Annotated in this window: 15 protein-coding genes; 11 read left to right on the forward strand and 4 right to left on the reverse strand. The window is 66.9% G+C overall.

Annotation, left to right across the window (positions count from 1 at the left end):
- Nucleotides 1-13: 13 nt before the first annotated feature.
- Genes eccD through ADBZ9K_RS27450 form a run of 4 tightly spaced genes read left to right on the forward strand, consistent with a single transcriptional unit; the run spans nt 14 to nt 6,697 of the window.
- Nucleotides 14-1,408, forward strand: a complete 1,395-nt coding sequence (gene eccD / locus ADBZ9K_RS27435) for a type VII secretion integral membrane protein EccD (protein WP_526625668.1) — start codon at nt 14-16, stop codon at nt 1,406-1,408.
- On the forward strand, nt 1,405-2,781 hold the full coding sequence (gene mycP / locus ADBZ9K_RS27440) for a type VII secretion-associated serine protease mycosin (RefSeq protein ID WP_526625478.1): 1,377 nt from the start codon (nt 1,405-1,407) through the stop codon (nt 2,779-2,781). The genes eccD and mycP overlap by 4 nt, the downstream gene beginning before the upstream one ends.
- On the forward strand, nt 2,778-3,800 hold the full coding sequence (gene eccE, locus ADBZ9K_RS27445) for a type VII secretion protein EccE (protein ID WP_526625479.1): 1,023 nt from the start codon (nt 2,778-2,780) through the stop codon (nt 3,798-3,800). Before mycP ends, eccE begins: the two co-directional genes overlap by 4 nt.
- Nucleotides 3,797-6,697: an MMPL/RND family transporter gene (locus tag ADBZ9K_RS27450; protein ID WP_526625480.1), complete on the forward strand. Its 2,901-nt coding sequence runs from the start codon at nt 3,797-3,799 to the stop codon at nt 6,695-6,697. The genes eccE and ADBZ9K_RS27450 overlap by 4 nt, the downstream gene beginning before the upstream one ends.
- Here the strand turns inward: ADBZ9K_RS27450 and ADBZ9K_RS27455 are convergent.
- Nucleotides 6,637-7,446, reverse strand: coding sequence for a class I SAM-dependent methyltransferase (locus ADBZ9K_RS27455; RefSeq protein ID WP_526625481.1), 810 nt, complete (start codon nt 7,444-7,446; stop codon nt 6,637-6,639). The genes ADBZ9K_RS27450 and ADBZ9K_RS27455 overlap by 61 nt on opposite strands.
- Nucleotides 7,447-7,627: 181 nt before the next feature.
- On the opposite strand from ADBZ9K_RS27455, the gene ADBZ9K_RS27460 reads away from it, so the two are divergent.
- Genes ADBZ9K_RS27460 through ADBZ9K_RS27490 form a run of 7 tightly spaced genes read left to right on the forward strand, consistent with a single transcriptional unit; the run spans nt 7,628 to nt 16,856 of the window.
- A complete protein-coding gene (locus ADBZ9K_RS27460) occupies nt 7,628-9,040 on the forward strand; it encodes a PPE family protein (protein WP_526625669.1) in 1,413 nt (470 codons plus the stop codon).
- A 13-nt stretch (nt 9,041-9,053) separates the two neighbouring features.
- Nucleotides 9,054-9,923 (forward strand): (3R)-3-[(carboxymethyl)amino]fatty acid oxygenase/decarboxylase, encoded by an 870-nt coding sequence (scoE, locus tag ADBZ9K_RS27465; RefSeq protein ID WP_526625482.1) that lies wholly within the window; start codon nt 9,054-9,056, stop codon nt 9,921-9,923.
- Complete coding sequence (locus ADBZ9K_RS27470; protein ID WP_526625484.1) at nt 9,920-10,465, forward strand: FcoT family thioesterase; 546 nt, start codon at nt 9,920-9,922, stop codon at nt 10,463-10,465. Before scoE (ADBZ9K_RS27465) ends, ADBZ9K_RS27470 begins: the two co-directional genes overlap by 4 nt.
- Before the next feature lie 26 nt (nt 10,466-10,491).
- On the forward strand, nt 10,492-12,081 hold the full coding sequence (gene fadD10 / locus ADBZ9K_RS27475; protein WP_526625485.1) for a fatty acid--CoA ligase FadD10: 1,590 nt from the start codon (nt 10,492-10,494) through the stop codon (nt 12,079-12,081).
- Entirely contained in the window at nt 12,074-12,310 is a 237-nt protein-coding gene (locus ADBZ9K_RS27480) for a phosphopantetheine-binding protein (RefSeq protein WP_526625486.1), read from the forward strand. The genes fadD10 and ADBZ9K_RS27480 overlap by 8 nt, the downstream gene beginning before the upstream one ends.
- Complete coding sequence (locus ADBZ9K_RS27485) at nt 12,307-16,494, forward strand: AMP-binding protein (RefSeq protein ID WP_526625487.1); 4,188 nt, start codon at nt 12,307-12,309, stop codon at nt 16,492-16,494. The genes ADBZ9K_RS27480 and ADBZ9K_RS27485 overlap by 4 nt, the downstream gene beginning before the upstream one ends.
- A gap of 11 nt (nt 16,495-16,505) precedes the next feature.
- Nucleotides 16,506-16,856 (forward strand): heavy-metal-associated domain-containing protein, encoded by a 351-nt coding sequence (locus ADBZ9K_RS27490; RefSeq protein WP_526625488.1) that lies wholly within the window; start codon nt 16,506-16,508, stop codon nt 16,854-16,856.
- Between the two features lie 46 nt (nt 16,857-16,902).
- On the opposite strand, the gene ADBZ9K_RS27495 is transcribed toward ADBZ9K_RS27490, so the two are convergent.
- Genes ADBZ9K_RS27495 through scoE (ADBZ9K_RS27505) form a run of 3 tightly spaced genes read right to left on the reverse strand, consistent with a single transcriptional unit; the run spans nt 16,903 to nt 19,843 of the window.
- Complete coding sequence (locus ADBZ9K_RS27495) at nt 16,903-18,420, reverse strand: class I adenylate-forming enzyme family protein (RefSeq protein ID WP_526625489.1); 1,518 nt, start codon at nt 18,418-18,420, stop codon at nt 16,903-16,905.
- A complete protein-coding gene (locus ADBZ9K_RS27500) occupies nt 18,420-18,962 on the reverse strand; it encodes an FcoT family thioesterase (protein ID WP_526625490.1) in 543 nt (180 codons plus the stop codon). The genes ADBZ9K_RS27495 and ADBZ9K_RS27500 overlap by 1 nt, the downstream gene beginning before the upstream one ends.
- A complete protein-coding gene (gene scoE / locus ADBZ9K_RS27505) occupies nt 18,959-19,843 on the reverse strand; it encodes a (3R)-3-[(carboxymethyl)amino]fatty acid oxygenase/decarboxylase (protein WP_526625491.1) in 885 nt (294 codons plus the stop codon). Before scoE (ADBZ9K_RS27505) ends, ADBZ9K_RS27500 begins: the two co-directional genes overlap by 4 nt.
- Nucleotides 19,844-19,947 lie beyond the last annotated feature (104 nt).

Genomic DNA, 19,947 nt, shown 5'->3' on the forward strand with positions numbered 1-19,947 from the left:
CATCCCCGCAGCGATCGACGGTACTGCTGTCCTGCCGATCGTTCGGGTCGCGATCCTCTCCGACGGCCGCATCGTCGATATCGCGCTGCCGACGCACCTGCCGGTGCGCGAGATCGTGCCCGCCATCCGCCGGCTGTTGCCCCCCGCCGGCGACGAGGGCGGCGTCGCCGTGCCGCGGCCACTGAGCCTGGCTCCCGTCGGCGGCGCCGCGTTCTCGCTCGATGCCAACCTGGATGCCGTCGGGGTCGTCGACGGTGATCTCCTGGCGCTACAGCCGGTCCCCGCGGGGCCACCGGCTCCGGGAGTCATCGAGGATGTCGCCGACGCCGCAGTCATCTTCTCTGCAGCGCGCCAGCGGCCATGGGGAATCGACCACGTTCGGCGGATGGCGCGCGCCGCCGTCGTCGTCGTGATCCTTGCCGCGACCGGGCTGGCCACCGCCCACCGCGTCAGCACCGGTGAGGTGGCCGGCCTCTACGCCGCGAGTGCCCTGGCCGCGAGCACGGTCATCGCCGCGCTGCTCGCCCGCGCTCGCGCCGGGCGCTGGGCAGCGGAGTTGTCCGTCGCTGCACTGGTTCCCATCGCAGCCGCGCTCGCGTTGGCGGTCGGCGAGCATCCCAGTGCGGCCCAACTGATGCTCGCTGCGGCCGGAGTCACCGCCTGGTCGCTGATCTGCATGATCACCGCTGACCGTTGCGTCGCCTTCTTCGTCGGCGCGGCCGTGGTCGGCGCGGCGATCCTGGTGGCCGCCGCGGTGGCGCAACTCTGGCAACTTCCGTTGGTGACGCTCGGCTGTGGTTTGCTGACGGCCGCCCTACTGGTCACCGTCCAGGCGCCCGCCCTGTCGGTGCTGACAGCTCGCTTGCCGATGCCTGTTATCCCGGCTCCGGGAGATCCCGCGCCGTTGCCCCCGGCCACCCGCGTGCTCGAAGACCTGCCTCGTCGTGTCCAGGTCGGCGAGGCCCACCAGAGTGGCTTCATCGCCGGCGCGGTGGTGCTGTCGGTGCTGGGAGCACTTGCGGTTACCCACCGGCCGGACGCGGCCGGTGGGTGGGGCTGGTATGTGGTGATTGCCTTCTCCGTGGCCGCGGTGCTGCGCGCTCGGATATGGGACAGCGCCGCCTGCAAGACATGGCTGCTCGCACAACCCGTCCTGGTGTCTGTCGGGCTGCTGGCGGCGTTCGTTGTTGGCGGACACTATCGGCCCGCACTGTACGTCCTGGCCGTACTGGCGGGGGTTACCGCAACCTACGTCGCGTTGTCGGCGAACCCGGATCGGGCCAAACCGGAGAACTATTCGCTCCCCACTCGCCGGCTCGTCGGGCTGCTGGCCGCGACGGTGGATGCCTCGCTGCTCCCCGCTCTGGCCTACCTGGTGGGACTGTTCGCATGGGTGCTCGATCGATGATCCGTGGTGCTCGTCGCGGGCTGGCCGCGGGGTTGGGCGTGCTGCTCGCGACGAGTCCGTCGGCGTGGGCGGTCAACCCGCCGTCGGTCGACATTGGCGTCGTACCGCCGGCGGGCAGCACCGGCCCCGCCGTGCCCATGGCGCAGCGATCCGAATGCGCGACCACCGGTGTCATACCCGGATCGACGCCAGCTGCTGTTCGGGCCCCCGCCATGCTGAATCTCCCTGCTGCCTGGCAGTTTTCCCGGGGAGACGGGCAGGTCGTCGCCGTCATCGACACCGGGGTGACACCGGGGCCGCGGCTGCCCAACGTCGAACCCGGCGGTGACTACATCGCCAACACCGATGGGTTGTCCGACTGCGACGGGCACGGCACCGCGGTCGCGGGCATCATCGGCGGGCAACCGGGACCCGACGCGTTCTCGGGGGTAGCGCCCGCGGCTCGCCTGCTGGCGATCCGGCAGACGTCGGCGGCCTACGCGCCGCGCCAGAGTGCAGACGACCCAGCGGCCGTGCGGGCCGCCGCCGATATCGCCGCGCTGGCTCGGGCCGTCGTCCACGCCGCGGACCTGGGCGCGCGTGTCATCAACATCTCGGTCGTCAGCTGTCCCCGGGTCGACTATGGGATCGACCAGCAGAGGTTGGGGGCAGCCCTGCGCTACGCGGCGGTGGACCGGGACGCGGTCATCATCGCCGCCGCCGGGGATGTCGGTTCCGCGCAGATCTCCGGCGGTACCGACTGCCAGCCGAATCCGATCGGCCCGGCGGCGAACGGCAACGATCCCCGCAATTGGGCTGGTGCCGAATCACTCTCGGTACCGTCGTGGTGGCAACCCTATGTGCTCTCGGTGGGTTCACTGACATCGTCCGGTGAGCCGTCCACGTTCACCATGACCGGGCCGTGGCTGGGCATCGCGGCGCCGGGGGAGGACGCCGTATCGGTCGGCAACGGCTCCGATGCGGGTCTGGTCAACGGCTTTCCCAGCTCGCGCGGGCAGTGGGCGCCGTTGAACGGGACCGGCTACGCGGCCGCCTACGTGTCCGGGGTCGCTGCGCTGGTGCGCAGCCGCTTTCCGGATATGCCGGCCGCACAGGTGATCCAGCGGCTGCAGGCGACGGCCCACAACGGAGCGCGGACCCCGTCCAATCTGGTGGGCGCCGGTGCCGTGGATCCGGTCGCGGCGCTCACCTGGGAGCTGCCCGGGCCCCGATCCGATGGCGGCGGGGCCGGCCCGGCCCGGATCGCGGCCCCGACCCAGCCGCCGGCCCGGGACCACACGCCGCGCACGGTCGCGTTCGCCGGAACGGCCGCGCTGGCGCTGGCCGTGGGTGTCGCGCTGGCCGCGCATCGACGGAAGGAGCAGTCGGAATGAGTCTCGTCGTGCCCGGTCCCGGCCGAGTTTCGTTGGTGTTGTTGGCCGTAGTCCCGGCGGGGATGGCCTACCCGTGGCACACGCTCCCGCAACGCTGGGCACTCGGTGTGGCCGTCGGTGTGATCATTCTGCTGTTCGGGTGGTGGCGAGGCCTGCACCTGACGACGGCCGTGCGACGCCGAATCGGGCTGTTGCTGCCCGGTCGTCACCGCGATCGGCGTGCGTATCCCGTGCTCGAGGTGACCGGTGCCGACGCACGCACGACGGTGGTGCTGCGGGTCATCGACGGCGGTGGCCGCGACATCCCCTTCGACCTGATCGCCGGCTACCTCGACCGCTACGGTGTGCGCTGCGAATCAGTGCGCGTCACCAGCCGCGACATCCCCTTCGACCTGATCGCCGGCTACCTCGACCGCTACGGTGTGCGCTGCGAATCAGTGCGCGTCACCAGCCGCGACACCGCCACCGGACGGGCCAGCTGGATCGGGCTGACCATGTCGGCGGCCTCGAATCTACCTGCATTGCAGGCGCGCTCGACCGACATTCCGCTGCGGCGCACTGCCGAACTCACCGCACGTCGGCTTGCCGACCAGCTCCGCGAATTCGGCTGGGTCGTGACCGGCACCGACCTCGACATCCCGGATCTGCTGGGTCCACGGCCACGTGAAGGCTGGCGCGCGGTGGCCGACGGTTCGTCGGGCTACGTGGCCGCCTACAGCATTGGTTCCGACGCGCTGGCCGAGACCCTGACCGCGCTGTGGTCAGGGGGATTCGACGAGTTGTGGACGGCGATCGAGCTCAGCGGGCGTGGGGTGGCCGCGGCGTGCGCAATCCGTACCGAGCAGCTTCCCGCGCCGAGGGCGCCGCTGGATGGGCTGACGGTGCGGGCCGGCGCGCAGTGGGCGGCATTGTGTGCGCTGGTTCCGGAATCGACGGCACCGCTGGATGCCGAGGTGTGCGCGGTGGCCGGGCGGCCGGCAGTCCGCTGGAAGGCGGATGGCGTCGCGGTGCGAACATGAGCGGCGACCCTGCCGCGCAGCAGCAACGCTCGGCTCTGGCGACCTGGATTCGGCGCCTGGCCGTCCCGATCATCCTCGGGTGGGTCGTGGCCGTCGCCGTGCTGAACACCACCGTCCCGCAACTCGAGGTCGTCGGGGCGATGCGCTCGGTACAGATGTCGCCCGACTTCGCCCCTTCGGTCATCGCGATGAAGCGGGTCGGCCACATCTTCGGTGAATACACATCCGACAGTTCGGCCATGATCGTGCTGGAAGGCCAGCAACCCCTCGGAGCCGAGGCACATCGCTACTACGACGCGGTCATCGGCCGGCTCGAGGCGGACGCGAGCCACGTCGAGTACGTCCAGGACTTCTGGGGCGACCCGCTGACCGCCGCCGGCGCCCAGAGCAACGACGGCAAGGCCGCCTATGTCCAGGTGCATCTGGTCGGCAACCAGGGCGAGACCGCGGCCAACGAGTCGATCGAAGCCGTCAGAGACAGTGTCCGGCAAGTCCCCGCCCCACCCGGGGTGAGCGCCTACGTGACCGGACCGGCGGCACTGGCCGCCGACGAGCAGGCCGCTGGTGATCGCAGCGCGGTGGTCATCGTGGGTCTCACCTTCGTTGTCATTACCGCGATGCTGCTGCTGGTCTACCGCTCGGTGGCAACGGTGCTGATCGTCTTGGCGATGGTGCTGCTGGAGTTGGCGGCCGCGCGCGGGGTTGTGGCAACCATGGCCTACCTCAACCTCGTCGGTCTGACCACCTTCGTCACCAACCTGCTCGTCACCCTCGCCATCGCCGCGTCCACCGACTACGCGATCTTCCTGGTCGGCCGTTACCAGGAAGCGCGGGCCAGCGGCGCGGATCCAGAATCGGCCTACTACACGATGTTTCGCGGCACCGCCCACGTGATCCTCGCATCCGGTTCGACGATCGCCGGCGCGACGCTGTGCCTGCATTTCACCCGCCTGCCGTACTTCCAGACCCTCGGCGTCCCGCTGGCCAGCGGCATGCTCGTCGCGGTTCTGGCGGCGCTCACGCTGGGACCGGCGGTGGTCACCGTCGCGAGCCGCTGGGGCCGGCTGGAACCCAGGCGCGCCATGCGGATTCGCGGCTGGCGCAAGATCGGGGCGCTGATCGTCCGGTGGCCCGCGCCGGTGCTGATCGCGACCAGCGTCATCGCCCTGATCGGCCTGTTGACCCTGGTGGGATACCGCACCAACTACAACGAACGCCGTTATCTGCCAGCGGATCTGCCCTCCACCGCCGGCTTCGTCGCCGCGGAACGACATTTCTCCAGCGCTCGCCTGAACCCGGAAGTCCTCCTGATCGAGACGGATCGAGACCTACGCAACCCTGCAGACTTCCTGGTGATCGACAAGATAGCCAGGAACATCACCAGCCAGGACGGCATCAGCCGGGTGCAGGCGATCACCCGACCGGACGGCATGCCACTCAAGTTCAGCACGATTCCCGCGCAGCTGAGCATGCAGGGCAACGTCCAGGCCCTGAACCAGAGCTACCTGCAAGACCGGATGAAGGATGTTCTCGGCCAGGCCGACCTGATCCAGAACAGTATCGACGCGTTGCGGCGGATGCAGGCGTCGATGACCGAGATGAGTGCGACCACTCACGACATGGTCGGCAAGACCAAGACGATGGCGGCCGACGTCACGGAACTGCGGGATCGGATCGCCGACTTCGATGACTTCTTCCGGCCGGTGCGCAACTACCTGTACTGGGAACCGCACTGTTACGACATGCCGGTCTGTGCAGCACTGCGGTCGATGTTCGACGCCCTCGACAGCACCGACACCCTGACCGGAGACGTTGTTGCTCTGCTGCCCGACCTCGATCGTATCGACTCCCTCATGCCGAGCTTCCTCCAGCAGCTGCCGGCTCAGATCGAGACGCTGACGCGGATGAAGTCGATGTTGCTGACGATGTACGCCACCCAGGACGGGCTGCTGAAACAGCTGGCCGCCATGCAGAACAACCAGGCGGCCATGGCCGAGGCGTTCAACGAATCACGTAACGACGACTCGTTCTACCTGCCGCCGGAGGCGTTCGAGAACGACGAACTCAAGCGGGGAATGAAGATCTTCCTCTCGCCCGACGGTCACGCGGTGCGGTTCATCATCACCCACGACGGTGATCCCCTCACTCCCGACGGGATCACTCACATCGACACCATCAAGCGAGCAGCCAAACAGGCGATGAAGGCCACCCCACTTGAGGGCTCGGCCATCTACGTCGGGGGCACTGCCTCGGTGTTCAAAGACATGCAGGACGGCAACAACTACGACCTGCTCATCGCCGGAATAGCGGCGCTGTCACTGATTTTCGTCATCATGCTGATCATCACCCGCAGCGTGGTCGCCGCCACGGCGATCGTGGGCACCGTGGCGGTATCGCTCGGGGCTGCCTTCGGGCTGTCCATGCTGCTGTGGCAGTACCTCATCGGCATCGAGCTGCACTTCATGGTGATGGCGATGTCCTTGATCATCCTGCTCGCCGTCGGAGCGGACTACAACCTGCTGCTGGTCGCACGTTTCAAGGAGGAGATCGGCGCAGGGCTGAACACCGGCATCATCCGGGCCATGGGGGGAACGGGTTCAGTGGTCACCTCGGCCGGCCTGGTTTTCGCCTTCACGATGATGTCGATGGCGGTCAGCGAGCTGACGGTCGTCGCCCAGATCGGCACGACGATCGCCGTGGGACTGCTGTTCGACACGCTGGTGATCCGGGCATTCATGACCCCGGCGGTCGCCGCACTGCTCGGCAAGTGGTTCTGGTGGCCGCAGGTGGTGCGGGCGCGCCCCCGTCCGGCGCCGTGGCCCAAAGTCGCTGATAGTCAGGAGAATTCGACCAGGTTTGTTGGAGCACGGAACCGCGCCAGCGACGAGGACCGGTAGACCAGGGCCCCGACCCGCCGCAGCACCCGGCCGCGCCCCGGCGGTAGCGGCAGTTCGCTCACCGATCGGATGCCCGGCAGGGCTCGCAGGTCGTCGTAGTCAGCGGCGGTGAACCAGAACGGCATCGCCGGCGCGGTGTAGTGCTCGGACAGCTTGATTCCGCGCCGGCGCGAGTAGGTGCTCAGGTATCTCGGGACGCTGTCGAATACCAGCCGATTGCCCGGGAAGCGGGCCGCGCACGCGGTGATCAGGGCCAGCACCGACTCACGGTCGAGGTACTGGAACAGGCCCTCGGCGGTGATCAGCACCCCGTTGGTGTCGTCGACCGCGTCCATCCAGGAGTTATCGAGGGCGGACTGGGCGCAATGTCGTAGCCGATTCGACGCTGGCAGCAGCCGTTGGCGCAGCTCGACGATCGGCGCCAGATCAACTGATAACCAGTTCATCTCACCGTTGTCGACGCGCCAGAAGCTGGTCTGCAAGCCCTCGGCCAGTGCCACCACGGTGGCGCGCGGATGGGTCGCCAGGAAGTCCCGGCACGCGTCGTCGAACGCCCGCGCGCGCAAGGCGGTGGCTTGATGGGTCCGGCCGAAGTGGTGGAAGTCGTAGTCGAGCCGGGACAGCAGTGCGATGGCCATCGGGTCCGCGATGATGCCGTCCGGCCGGGCCGCCTCTGATGCGCGCTGATACAGGGTGAGCAAGGCCGTTTCGGATATCCCGTCGAGATGGCGGGCGTCGATGACTGGCATGGCCCTCACCGTACTAGCGCGCACAGGGAGCGCGGCGATGAAGATCGGCGGGAACTTATCACCCATCCCAGCCGACTACCCGACCGGAATCTGTGCGACGGCAGGAGAACTGTCGCGCGCTGAGCGATGCGTGCCGACCAACGGACCGCCAAGGAGGTGAACAGTGACGGCCCCGGTCTGGATGGCAGTTCCACCCGAGGTGCACTCAGCGTTGCTGATCGCCGGCCCGGGCTCGGGATCGCTGCTCGCTGCCGCCGGGCAGTGGCAACAGCTGAGCCTCACCTACGCGGCGGCGGCCACGGAACTGGCCAGGGTGCTGGCCGAAGTGCAGGCCACCAGCTGGCAAGGGCCCAGCGCTGCACAGTATGTGACCGCCCACGTTCCGTACCTAGCCTGGCTCGAGCGGGCCGCGGCCGGCAGTGCGGCCACGGCCGCGGCTCACGAAACAATCGCCGCGGCCCACGGCACGGCGCTAGCGGCCATGCCGAGCCTGGCCGAACTGGCCGCCAACCACATCGCACACGGTGTGCTCGTCGGCACGAACTTCTTCGGCATCAATACCATTCCGATTGCCGTCAACGAAGCCGACTACGTCCGCATGTGGATTCAGGCCGCCGAGACGATGGCGGTCTACCAGGCGATCACCGACGCGGCGACGGCGGCCATTCCGCCTGCGGAGCCGGCGCCGAACATCCTGGCGGCCGGTGCGGAAGCGGCGAGCGCCGCGCGCGACATCTCGAACTGGATCAGCCAGCTCATCAAGGACATCGCGGATTTCATCGCCGATCCGTACAAGTACTTTCTGGCATTCTTCGAACATCTCGGGTTCAGTCCCGCTGCGGCTCTGTTCCTTACCGCGATTGCCGCGGTTGTCTACGAGATCCTCTGGATTCCCTACTACGCCTCCTACGGTCTGCTGCTCCTGCCCTTCTTCCTGCCCGCGCTGAGCGCGCTGAGCGCGCTGAGCGCCCTGGCCCTGCTGCTGAATCAGGACCCGGCCGTCGAGCCCCTTCCCGTCCCTGCCGACGGCGCCACCGGCCAGCCAACCGGGACCCAGCCGGGCCCCGCGGTGGTGTTGGCGCCATCGGTGGCTGCCACCCCCGCACCGTCGACTCCCAGCCCGTCGGGGAGCGCACCCGCATCGGCCACTGCGGCCAGCCCTGCGCCCGCGTCCTCGATCAGCTACCTGGTCCCACCGTTCGCGCCGCCCGCCGTGGGAACCGGGCCCAAAGCCGCTGCCAAAGGCTCCGATTCGATGAGCGAAGCCATCGCCGCCGTCGCTGCGGCGAGGTCCGCGGCGGCAGCTCGCCGGCGGGGGCGCCAGAGCGGCAAGGCCCGGGCGCGCACCCGCGGGTATCGCTACGAGTTTCTCGAGACACCGGCCACGATGGACGCCGATGCGGCCGGCGGCACCGGTCCAGCCACAGTGACGGCAAGCAGTCAGGGAGTGGGGCGGCTCGGCTTCGCCGGCGCCACCGATGAGGGCCGCGCCGTTGCCGCCGGACTGACGCGGCTGCCGGCCGACGGTGACAGTGCCACGCTCCCTTTGCTTCCCGGCGGTTGGGAAGTCGATGACGAGGACAAGCAGAATTGAGACGAGAGACCATATGACACTGGCTGTGAAGGGTGCGGGCCTCGGCGCGCAGATCACCGGGATCGACCCCGCGAACCTGGACGACATCACCCGAGACGAGATCCGCGATGTCGTCTACCAGAACAAGCTCGTCGTCCTCAAGGACGTGCACCCCTCCCCCGAGGAGTTCATCAAGCTCGGCAGGATCATTGGCGACATCGTTCCCTATTACGAGCCGATGTATCACCACGAAGAGCACCCGGAGATCTTCGTGTCCTCGACCGAGGAAGGGCGCGGCGTCCCCAGAACCGGTGCGTTCTGGCATATCGACTACATGTTCATGCCCGAACCCTTCGCGTTCTCCATGGTCCTTCCCCTTGCGGTCCCCGGCCATGACCGGGGCACCTACTTCATCGACCTGAACAAGGTCTGGGAATCACTGCCCGCCACCAAGCAGGATCCGGTGCGGGGAACGTTCAGCACCCACGACCCCCGCCGTCACATCAAGATCCGGCCAGCCGACGTCTACCGGCCGATCGGAGAAGTGTGGGACGAGATCACCAAGACGACGCCACCGATCAAGTGGCCCACGGTGATACGCCATCCCGACACCGGTGAAGAGATCCTCTACATCTGTGCCTCGGGCACCACCAAGATCGAAGACGCCGACGGTCAGCTGCTCGATCCGCAGATCCTGGACGAACTCATGACCGCGACGGGACAGCTCGACCCCGAGTTCGCGTCGCCGTTCATCCACACCCAGCATTACGAGGTCGGCGATATCGTGTTGTGGGACAACCGGGTTCTGATGCATCGGGCGAAGCATGGCAGCACCCCGGGAACGCTGACCACCTATCGGCTCACCATGCTCGACGGCCTCGAGACTCCGGGATATGCCGTATGAGCACCGCGGATCTGACGCCGGTCCATGACGAGCAGATCAGCACCATCCCGATCTCCGAGGAGCTCTTGGTCAGGGTGCTGGAGCCGTACGCCTACAAGGGGTGTCGGTATCTGATCGACGCCGAGTACCGCGCGACGGAAGACTCGGTCGTCGCGGTCGGCAACTTCAGCATCCCCGAGTCGTCCTATATCCGAAGCACCGGACACTTCAATGCGGTCGAGCTGCTGCTGTGTTTCAACCAACTGGCCTACAGCGCCTTCGCCCCCGCCATCCTCAACGAGGAGATCCCGGTGCTGGTGGGTTGGTCGATCGAGGACTACTTCGACTACCAGCTGCCCAGCATGCTGATCAAGACCACCTCATCGCGATTCCGGCGGCCGATCAACGCACACCGGTTCTCGGCCCGCCTGGTCTGCAAGGACTTCGAGGTCGTCGAACGCAGCTGGCGCTATCTGAAGGTCCCGTGCGCGGTCGAGTTCTGGGACTCCGACGGCGGCTCCGCTTCGGGTGAGGTCGAACTGGCCGCCTTGAACATTCCCTAGCGCCGGGCAGAAAGCAGTCACTGACGATGTCCCATCTTCCGCCGAACGTCCTGGCCCGCATCATCGACCAGGCGCGGCGATATCCCGATGCGGTGGCCCTGCAGCGCTGCGACGGAGCCAGTACCCTCACCTACCGCGAGCTCGTCGCCGAGACCAACCGGCTGGCCGTTGAACTGGCCGCGCAAGGTGTTTCGCGTGGTGCGCGGGTGATCGTGCTGTCAGACAATGGCCCCGAGACCTACCTGTCGGTGCTGGCTTGCGGAAACCTCGGCGCGATCGCGGTGATGGCCGACAGCCGCCTGCCCGCGGCCACCATCGAACGGTTCGGGCAGATCTGTGACCCCGCTGCGATTCTCATCCCCCAGTTCAGTGCATTTGGGCCCGCGGATCTGCCCGGATCTCTTGGTGCCCTGCCCGCGATCGGCGTGCAGATCCCCGCGGGGCGAGGGGTCGCGGTGCCATCCGTGGACGATCAGAGCCCCGTGGGACCCCGGGACGCGGGCGCCGATGATCCGCTGGCGATGATCTTCACGAGTGGAACGACCGGCGAGCCGAAGGCCGTGCTGCTGCCCAACCGGACCTTCTTCGCCGTCCAGGACATCCTGCGAGAAGAGCGATTGGATTGGGTCGACTGGGTGGTCGGGGAGACGACCTACTCGCCGCTGCCCGCTACGCACATCGGCGGGCTGTGGTGGATCATCACGTGTTTGATGCGGGGTGGCCGGTGCGTCGTCGGCGGTGAGGGCACCGCGTCGCTGCTGGACATCCTCACGGCTCACGATGTCGCGACGACATGTGTTGTGCCGACACTACTGTCGCGGCTGGTCGCCGAACTGAAGTCCACCGGCGCCACCGTGCCAGCGTTGCGGCTGGTCGGTTACGGCGGTTCTCGCGCAATCGCGGCCGACGTGCGGTCCCTGGAGTCGGCCGGCATCAAGACGGCGCAGGTGTATGGCTTGAGCGAAACGGGCTGCACCGCCTTGTGTCTGCCGACGGCGGACGGCTCGATCGCCAAGATCGAAGCGGGCGCGGTCGGACGCCCCTACCCTGGCGTGCACGTCCATCTCGACGCCGACGGTAGCGGGCCGCCCCGCGGTGCCAGCGCCACCGGATCGGCAAGGTCGGGCACGCTGTGGATCAAATCCCCGGCGAATATGTTGGGGTACTGGAACAACCCTGCGCGGACCCGCGAGGTCCTGGTCGACGGCTGGGTGAACACCGGCGACCTGCTGGAGCGCGGCGAGGACGGGTTCTTCTACATCAGGGGACGGTCGGCGGAGATGATCATCTCCGGCGGGGTGAACGTCGCGCCCGACGATGTCGACCGCATCGCCGAAAGCGTGCCCGGTGTCCGCGAAGCCGCCTGTTACGAAATTCCCGACGCCGAGTTCGGGGCGCTCGTCGGTCTGGCAGTGGTCCCGTCGACTCCGCTCGATGAGACGGCGGCCCGGGCGCTCACCCAGTCGATCGCGGCCACCTTCCGCCGCGAGGCGGAATCGATGGCGCGACCGTCGAGGATCGTCCTCGTCACCACCATCCCTCGAACGCAGACTGGCAAGGTCATGCGGGCGTCGCTGGCGACATCGATCGGGGACGGAACGGCCACCCGTGGCTGAGGCGCTCAGAGAGCGGATCATCGACGCCGTCTGTGCGGTGCTGTATGTCGGTGACGAGGATTTTGTCGACGGCGACGCAACCGACCTGAAGGACCTCGGATTGGACTCGGTGCGCTTTGTGCTGCTGATGAAGCAACTCGGTGTGGACCGCGAGTCAGACCTGCCAACGCAGCTGGCCAACGAGTTGACGGTGGCGGCGTGGGTCCGGGTGCTGGAGACGCCTCGGTGACCTCTCCCGGTCCGATTCGGCTGTCCCGCTCGCAGCAGAATATCTACAACGGGGTGCTGCAGGACGGCGACCCGACGCTCTATCTGGTCGCCCGGCGCTATCGATTTCATCCGGTTTCACTGCCGGTGCTCCTGGCAGCGCTCACAGCGACCATCGCCAGAAACCCCATACAGCTGTGCGTCCTGCGGGCATCGGAAACGGCGGGGGAGTATCCGCATCTCGTCGCTGAGCTGTCGGCCGAGGACATCGTCGAGGTCGGCGACGACGACCTCACCGGGTTGGGCGCTGCTGAGACACTCCAAAATGCTTGGGCACGAGGCATTGTGGAGACACCGCTGGTTCGCTACGTCGTGCGGACCGACGCCGCCGGACACGTGTGTGGCCTCGATGCGTTCACCCACCACATCCTGCTCGACGGCGGTGCGACAGGCATCATCGAGACGGATCTGGGTACGCTTCTCTCAGCCGAGGGTTCCCTTGAAACACCGTGTATCGAAGCGGGTCTCGCCAAGCTTGCCGCAGCTCACCGCTGCGAAGCGAGCAAGGTGACCGACGCCCAAGAGCGACTCACGGCCGCACTAGAACTGGAGCTGGCCGAGGATGCCCGACGCGGCGGGTACGGTCAGGTTTCGGGAGGATCGCCGGGAACCGCCGCCCGGGGCGTCCTGCGCGAATCGGTCCGGATCTGCGGCCCCGGCTACGATGCGCTAGTCGCGCTGGGTGAGGCCGAGCAGGTCCCGCTCAATGTCCTGGTGACCGCGGCCGCCGTCGCTGTCGACGCGAGCGTTCGGCAGAGCACCGTGAGTCTGCTGATCCACGCCGCCGACAACCGGTTCGCGGAGCCGGATCTCGATGTCGCCAGCTGTTTGGTCAATTCGGTGGCGCAGCCGGTGCGGTTCGCCCCGTTCGCCTCGGTGGAGGAGGTTGTGCGCAACCTCGATCGCGGCTACGTCCGAGCCGCTCGGCGCAAATGGCTGCGCGAAGAGCACTACCGCCGAAGGTATCTGGCGATCAATCGAGCCACCCAGGTGGAGGCCTTGACGCTCAATTTCCTCCGCGAGCCCTGTTCTCCGGCACTGCGACCGCACCTGAGCGAAATGCCGGTGACGACGGCGATCGGCCCGGTGGAGACCGCAGCGGTGGTCTGTGTCCTCGATGAGCAGCAACGATTCCTCGACATCGCGGTCTGGGACCGGGCCGACCTACCCACGGCGACACCAGGGTTTGCGGCGCGGATCGCTGCAGTGCTGGAAGCGATGCCGACATCGTGGCGGCAACCGATCGCGACGACCGTAGACGCATGGTTGGGCATCGGCGCCGACGGCGCTGCCTGCCGCCTGGACCCGGCTATCCCCGCGCTGCCGGCGCCCACGTCGCCGGCATGGTTCCTCGATGCCAGCGGCACCGTCGTTCGCGGCCTGCGCGGGCGTCAGCGCATCGACGAGTGGATTGTCTGGTTGATCCAAAACGGTGTAACACCAGGCGATGTGGTGGTGCTCACCGACGAGGGCACCGACAAGACGGTGGATCTGCTGATCGCCTGCCACCTCGCCGGCTGCGGCTACAGCGTCTGCGACACGGTAGGCGAGGTCGCCATGCGGGTGGCGTCGATCACCGAACACGGCTACGGGGCGAGGGTGCACGTCGTGGACCTCGGGGCAACCCAGCCGCGGATGGCGCCCGTCGATGCGGAACTGGTCGAGCGCCGCATTGGTGAGGTCGCCCACGATCCCGGCCTTGCTACCAACGCCGCCTACATCATGGCGACGTCCGGTTCGACGGGGAGCCCGAAACTGGTCCGGATCTCCCATCGCGCGCTGGCGGGGTTCTGCGAGGCCGTCAGAGCCGTCTACGGGTGGGGGCCTGAGGACACCGTCCTGCAGTGCGCGCCGTTGACCTCGGACATCTCCGTGGAGGAGGTTTTCGGCAGCGCCTTCTGCGGGGCACGGCTTGTCCGGTCTGCGGCCATGAAGTCCGGTGATCTCCAAGCCCTTGTCCGCGACATCGTCGTCCAGGGGTCGACCGTCGTCGACCTTCCGACTGCCGTATGGCACCTGTTGTGCGACGACGAGGACGCGATGGAGGGCATCGGGCGCTCCCGGCTTCGGCAGGTCATCGTCGGCGGTGAGGCCATCCGATCCGGTGCAATCGACAAGTGGGTCGATTCGGTTGCGAGGCAGGATATCTCACTCATCTCGACCTATGGACCAACGGAGGCCACGGTAGTGGCCACCTGGCTTCCCATCGCCGCGGCCGGCGCCATCGCCGACCGCGAGGTTCGGTCGCGGCTGGGCCGTCCGATGGTGCCGGGCACGGTGTTCATCGTCTTCGGCGAGGTGGTCATCGCCGGAGACCTGGTGGCATCGGGGTACCTCGGCATCGACAGCGAGACGTTCGGGACCGTGACTGCCCGTAACGGCGCGCGGGTGCGGGCATTCGCCACCGCTGACCGAGTGAACATCGACCCCGAGGGCTTTCCTGTCCTGGCCGGGCGGCGCGACGCACTCGTCAAGGTCGCGGGCAGGCGCGTGGATACCGCCGAGGTCACCCGACGTGTCTACGCGGTGCCCGGGATCACTGACGTGGCCGTCGAGCTGCACAGCGGGCGCCTGGGGGTGTGGTTTGCGACCCTCAGGACGGATGCCGGCACCGACGACGCCGTTGCGCGCATCAACGCCGTCCTGGCCGGTATGCGGGTGCCGTCGTTCTTCGTCGTCGCGACACCGAGTATCCCGAGGAAGCCCAACGGCAAGATCGACAGCGCCAAGCTTCCCCCATCACCCCAGTCCCTCGACGCGCCAGGCGATCCCGCCGATACCCGGGCCGTCGGCTTGGCACACCTGTGGAGTCGGCAGCTCGGGCGGACGATCCGGCCGGACTCGTCGCTGCTCGACGAAGGGGTGGGCTCGCTGGATCTGATCAGGATCCTGCCGGACACCCGGCGGTATCTGGCGCGAGAGCTGTCGATTCTGGACCTGATCAGCGCCGACAGCGCGGCCAATCTCGTCGACGATGCGCGTGGGATGACCTGGATGGATCACGCCGCCGCTGCCGAGATCGAGCGCGACCTGGCGAGCCTGCCCGACCGACGTCCGGGCACCGGACAAGCCGACCATCGACGTCCGACGAGTCACCGTCGCGGGTCGGTCGTCGTGCTCGGTGGATCGGGAATTCTCGGAACGGGGTTCGCCGAGGCGATCTTGGCGCCGAAGCGAGCCGGGGCGCTGCGGGCCGACGTCGTGGTGGTCACGAGATCGACACTGCCCGAACGGGATCCCTGGATCTCACTTCGTGACATGGCCGGGGTGCGCATCGAAGTCGCGCCACCTGGTTTCGGCGGGACCGAGTTGGGCGACCTGTTGCGCGACGCCGATGCCGCAACGGTGGTGAACTGCATCGGCAACACCAACGTTCTCTCGCCCTACGGCGATCTTCGCGCCGCCAACGTGGACCTGGTCGTCGCGGCCACCCAGGCGTGCGCACGTCGCGGCACCAGGTTCGTGCAGCTGTCGACGTTCGTCGTCAACGGGCAGGTGAGCGAACCTCGAGTGACCGACCCCCGGCACGCGGCCTACCCCTATGCCGCCTCCAAGGCAGTGGCCGAGCTGGTGGTGGCCCGCTCGCCGGCAGAGCTCGACTTCACGATCGTGCGGCTGCCGCGGGTACTCGGCCAACCGGAGCAGTTGGCCGACTCCGCAGACATCCTGACCGCGGTCGCCGATGCCTGCGCCACGTTGCGTGCCTATCCGGCAACGTCATTGACCGAAGAGGTCACCACGGGCCGGGCGGCGGCCGCCGCGGTCCTGGGGGTACTGCCCGAGGGCGGTGGCCCGCCGCAGCTCGGGTGCGGAATCACCGTGGTGCGTGGGCAGACCGTGGCGTATTCGGAGTTCCTCGCCGAGTACGGGGACGAGCTCGCCCCGGCAGACTGGAAGGAACTGCTGGACAACAGTGATTGGGCACGGCGCTATCCGCGCAGATGGGCGGCCATCGATGCGTGGATGACGCTGGGCATGCGACTGGGCACTCGCACGTACGCCGAATACCTGGCCGACTACCCGACCGTTGATCTCGGCACCGAATCAGTCGTCGAAGTCGAGGCGACCCCCGAGCCACTCAAGGAACTTCTGACCGCCGAATACACATACCGGATGGCGGCCCAAGCCCTGACCAGTAAGGAATGACAATGCCGGAGATGACCACCGACCAGGATGCCGTACCGGGTGCCCGACGGATTCAGCTCGATGTGACGGGGATGACGTGCGGAATGTGTTCCTCGCGCGTGGCCAGACACCTCAACAAGGTCGACGGCGTCGTCGCATCGGTGGACCTGGCAAGCAAGATCGCCACCATCGATGCCGACGACGGCGTCTGTGCCGCTGATCTGTGCGCCGTTGTGCGCAAGGCCGGTTACGGCGCGACCGAACGTGTCGGGGGTGTGGTCGACGTCGTCTCCCCACCCGCGCGCGGTGCACGCCGTCCCCTGCGTTCGTTGATCGAACTGGTCATGGCGGTCCTCGGTCTGCTCGGCGTGCGCCGGAGCTGACGACCCGCGCGGCTGCTGCGGTACGCGCCGCGAAACACCGGCACGATCAGTTGATCTGCCGCTCGCGTCCTGCCCATAACGGATCCCGCAGCGTCCGGCGCAGGATCTTGCCGCTCGGATTCCGGGGGATCGCATCCACGACGTGATAGCTGCCCGGCACCTTGAATCGCGCGAGCCGCTGGGCCAGAAACTCGTTGAGATCATCGATCTGAAGATTCACATCGGGTTCGGCTACAACATAGGCATGTATACACTCGCCCCGCCGTTCATCGGGGGCTCCCACCACCGCGCTGTCATGCACGCCGGGGTGGGAGTTGATGGTCTTCTCGACCTCTGCGGGATAGACGTTCTCGCCTGCCACGATGATGAGGTCCTTGACGCGGTCCCGGATCACCAGGAAGCCGTCGCCGTCCAGATACCCCGCGTCACCGGTGCGAATCCAGCCGTCGACGATGGTCTCCGCGGTGGCGGCCGGGTTGCGGTGATACTCCAGCATCTGCGCCGGACTTCGGAGATAAACCTCGCCGCAGCTTCCGGTCGGAAGGTCGGAGCCGTCGGCGTCACGGATGGCGACCCCCACGCCCGGGTAGGGTTTGCCCGCGGCGTGGAGGCGGGCGCGGCCCGGACGATGTTCGCTCGGGGGTAGGCACACTGCGGTGTTGCCCGTCTCGGTCAGACCATAGATCTGCGCGAAATCGCAGTCGAATGTGTCGATAGCTCGCGAGAGCAAGTCGGGCCCGATGGGCGAGCCGCCGTAGGCGATCTTGCGAATGGTGGCGAACTCCGACGCGACCAGACCGGGCTCGGACAACATCATCAGTAACATTGCCGGAACGAAACAGCTTATGGTGACCGCATTCTCGCGGATCGCCGCAACAGAACCCGCCGCGCTGAAGCGCGGGATGACCACGCTCGGTATTCCACTGTTGAGCGCCTGGGTCGCCCACCACATACCGCCGATGTGGAATCCCGGCAGAGCGATCAGACTGATATCGGAGGCCCGCCAATCGAGCCAATCCAAGCCGGCGTCGTTCAACAACTCTCGCACCGCGGCGAAGGTTCGGTGAGCCAGCACAACGCCTTTGGGTCGGCCGGTTGTCCCGCTGGTATACATCTGCACGACCGCCGTGTCACGATCGCCCACGATCTCGGGCACCGCGAGCTCGTGTTCGCGGTCCCGCCAGGTGGCGAAATCCGCAACGTCGACGACGGTGTGAGCAGTCACATCGGTGCGGTCGGTGACGACGACACGCGCCTCCGCATGATCGATGATGTAGTCGACCTCATCGACGGCCAGTCGCCAGTTGACCGGAACGAGAACGACGCCGACGCGGGCGCAGCCATAGAGCAGCTCGTAGAGCACCGGTGAGTCGGTGGCAACGTGCACCACCCGATCGCCGGGGCCCAGTCCGGCTGCGAGAAGCGCCTGGGATACCGCGATCGATCGGTGGACGAGGTCGGCGAACGAGACGCGTGTCGCCCCGAAGATCAATGCCGTTCGGTCCCCGCCGGTTCGCGCGTTCTGTTCCAATACCGTAACCAGGTTGAACTGACTTGCACCCATTACGAATTCGTGGGCAGGTCAACCAAGGCGATCTCCAGTTCGCCGATGGCACTCCCGATGCCGTCGTCGGAGAACTCGATGGTGGTCTGCAGCGCCAACAGCGGCCGCGACCGGTTGCGGAATTCGACATCGGTGATGGTCAGCACCCCGCGATAGGACCGGGAGTTGATCGGTTGCCGGAATCTGCTGGACATCTTGCTGATCAGCACCGATGGAAGCTGCCGCTGCCAGTAGTCGTCCAGGGTCCAGCCGGCCAGCTCGGGGATCAGGTGGTCGCGGACCGAGGCCGCGAGGGTGTAATAGAACAGCTGGTTGTAGGAGATGATGAACTCGACCGCGTTGAAGTGGCCGGTTTCGTCGATGTAGCACGAGCGCTCGAATCCCAATTGACCGGTGCCGACGATCGCCTCGTCCCGTCTCTCGACCGTGGCCTGCTTGAGATAGATGGTGTCTTTGGCCACGTAGGGCGTCATCGTTCGGTTGAGCAGGACCGCATCGTCGTCGAGGTAATCGCTGAGGGTGGGTTGCACCGATTGCGTCATGCCGCCTCGCTGCTGAGTGGATGTTCATCGGTGACAGTGACCCGGTAGGACTCGGTGGGCTCGTTGGTCGGGTTGTGCAACGCGCGGTGAACCAACGTCCGGTTGTCCCACAACACGAGATCACCGGGCTCATAGGTCTGCACGAAGATGTTGGGGTGATCGTAGGACTGGTCGAGTTGTCCGCAGGCATCGAGGAGTTCGTCGATCAAGGACCCCGGCGGCGGGTTGCCCTGCGAGTCTTCGATGGCATAGGTGAATGCCTCGGAGATGTAGAGAATCTGCTCGCCGGTCACCGGGTGAGTGAGCACTGTCGGCCACTTTTGGGGCGGCGTGACGCGTTCGATGTCAGCGAGGACATCACCGATCGGCCGGTAGACATCCGATGGCCGGATCTTCACGTACCGGCGGGCACTGTGCCGACAGTAGGTGTCGGCGATCGCTTCCTTGAGCCGCGGGGTCAGGCGTTCATAGGCGGTGGCCATGTTGATGAAGCGAGTACCACGTGTTCCGGTGGGCAGTTGCTGCGGGTAGAAGAGGGTGAAGGCGAACGGCTCGGGCATGAATTGGTAATCGGCATGCCAGAACCCACCAGTCTTCGGAACGCCTATCTGGCCCTCGGGGCGGGTGAGATTCGAAGAGACAAAGATCAAGTCGCTTTCCGGGTGGTGATACATCGGCTCGTAGTAGGAGACCGGCGTCCCGAAGTACCTGCCGAGTTCGACGAACGCGGTGGGCTTGAGTTCCTGAGCCTTGAGGATGACGACCTTGTCGGTGTAGAGGTGTCGTCGCAGCAGCTGGATATCGTCCTCCGTCGCGACGGCCTGATCAAAGCCATGCACCTCGATGCCGGCCTGCTCACCGGATTTGGCAATGAGCTGCACCAACAATCTCCCCTCTTACAACACGTCAGCGAACCGTGGTCGATGATTGGAGGGGAGCGGGATGCCGCCGGCAACGCGGGGCACCTGTCCCCCTCTGGCGTACA

The sequence above is a fragment of the Mycobacterium sp. genome, from assembly GCF_965229265.1.
Taxonomy (GTDB): domain Bacteria; phylum Actinomycetota; class Actinomycetes; order Mycobacteriales; family Mycobacteriaceae; genus Mycobacterium.

Bases quoted from the DNA above. Each gene is read 5' to 3' on its own strand.
- mycP (WP_526625478.1), top strand. From the start codon at position 1,405: ATGATCCGTGGTGCTCGTCGCGGGCTGGCCGCGGGGTTGGGCGTGCTG.
- eccE (WP_526625479.1), top strand. From the start codon at position 2,778: ATGAGTCTCGTCGTGCCCGGTCCCGGCCGAGTTTCGTTGGTGTTGTTG.
- ADBZ9K_RS27450 (WP_526625480.1), top strand. From the start codon at position 3,797: ATGAGCGGCGACCCTGCCGCGCAGCAGCAACGCTCGGCTCTGGCGACC.
- ADBZ9K_RS27455 (WP_526625481.1), bottom strand. From the start codon at position 7,446: ATGCCAGTCATCGACGCCCGCCATCTCGACGGGATATCCGAAACGGCC.
- ADBZ9K_RS27460 (WP_526625669.1), top strand. From the start codon at position 7,628: ATGGCAGTTCCACCCGAGGTGCACTCAGCGTTGCTGATCGCCGGCCCG.
- scoE (WP_526625482.1), top strand. From the start codon at position 9,054: ATGACACTGGCTGTGAAGGGTGCGGGCCTCGGCGCGCAGATCACCGGG.
- ADBZ9K_RS27470 (WP_526625484.1), top strand. From the start codon at position 9,920: ATGAGCACCGCGGATCTGACGCCGGTCCATGACGAGCAGATCAGCACC.
- fadD10 (WP_526625485.1), top strand. From the start codon at position 10,492: ATGTCCCATCTTCCGCCGAACGTCCTGGCCCGCATCATCGACCAGGCG.
- ADBZ9K_RS27490 (WP_526625488.1), top strand. From the start codon at position 16,506: ATGACCACCGACCAGGATGCCGTACCGGGTGCCCGACGGATTCAGCTC.
- ADBZ9K_RS27495 (WP_526625489.1), bottom strand. From the start codon at position 18,420: ATGGGTGCAAGTCAGTTCAACCTGGTTACGGTATTGGAACAGAACGCG.
- ADBZ9K_RS27500 (WP_526625490.1), bottom strand. From the start codon at position 18,962: ATGACGCAATCGGTGCAACCCACCCTCAGCGATTACCTCGACGACGAT.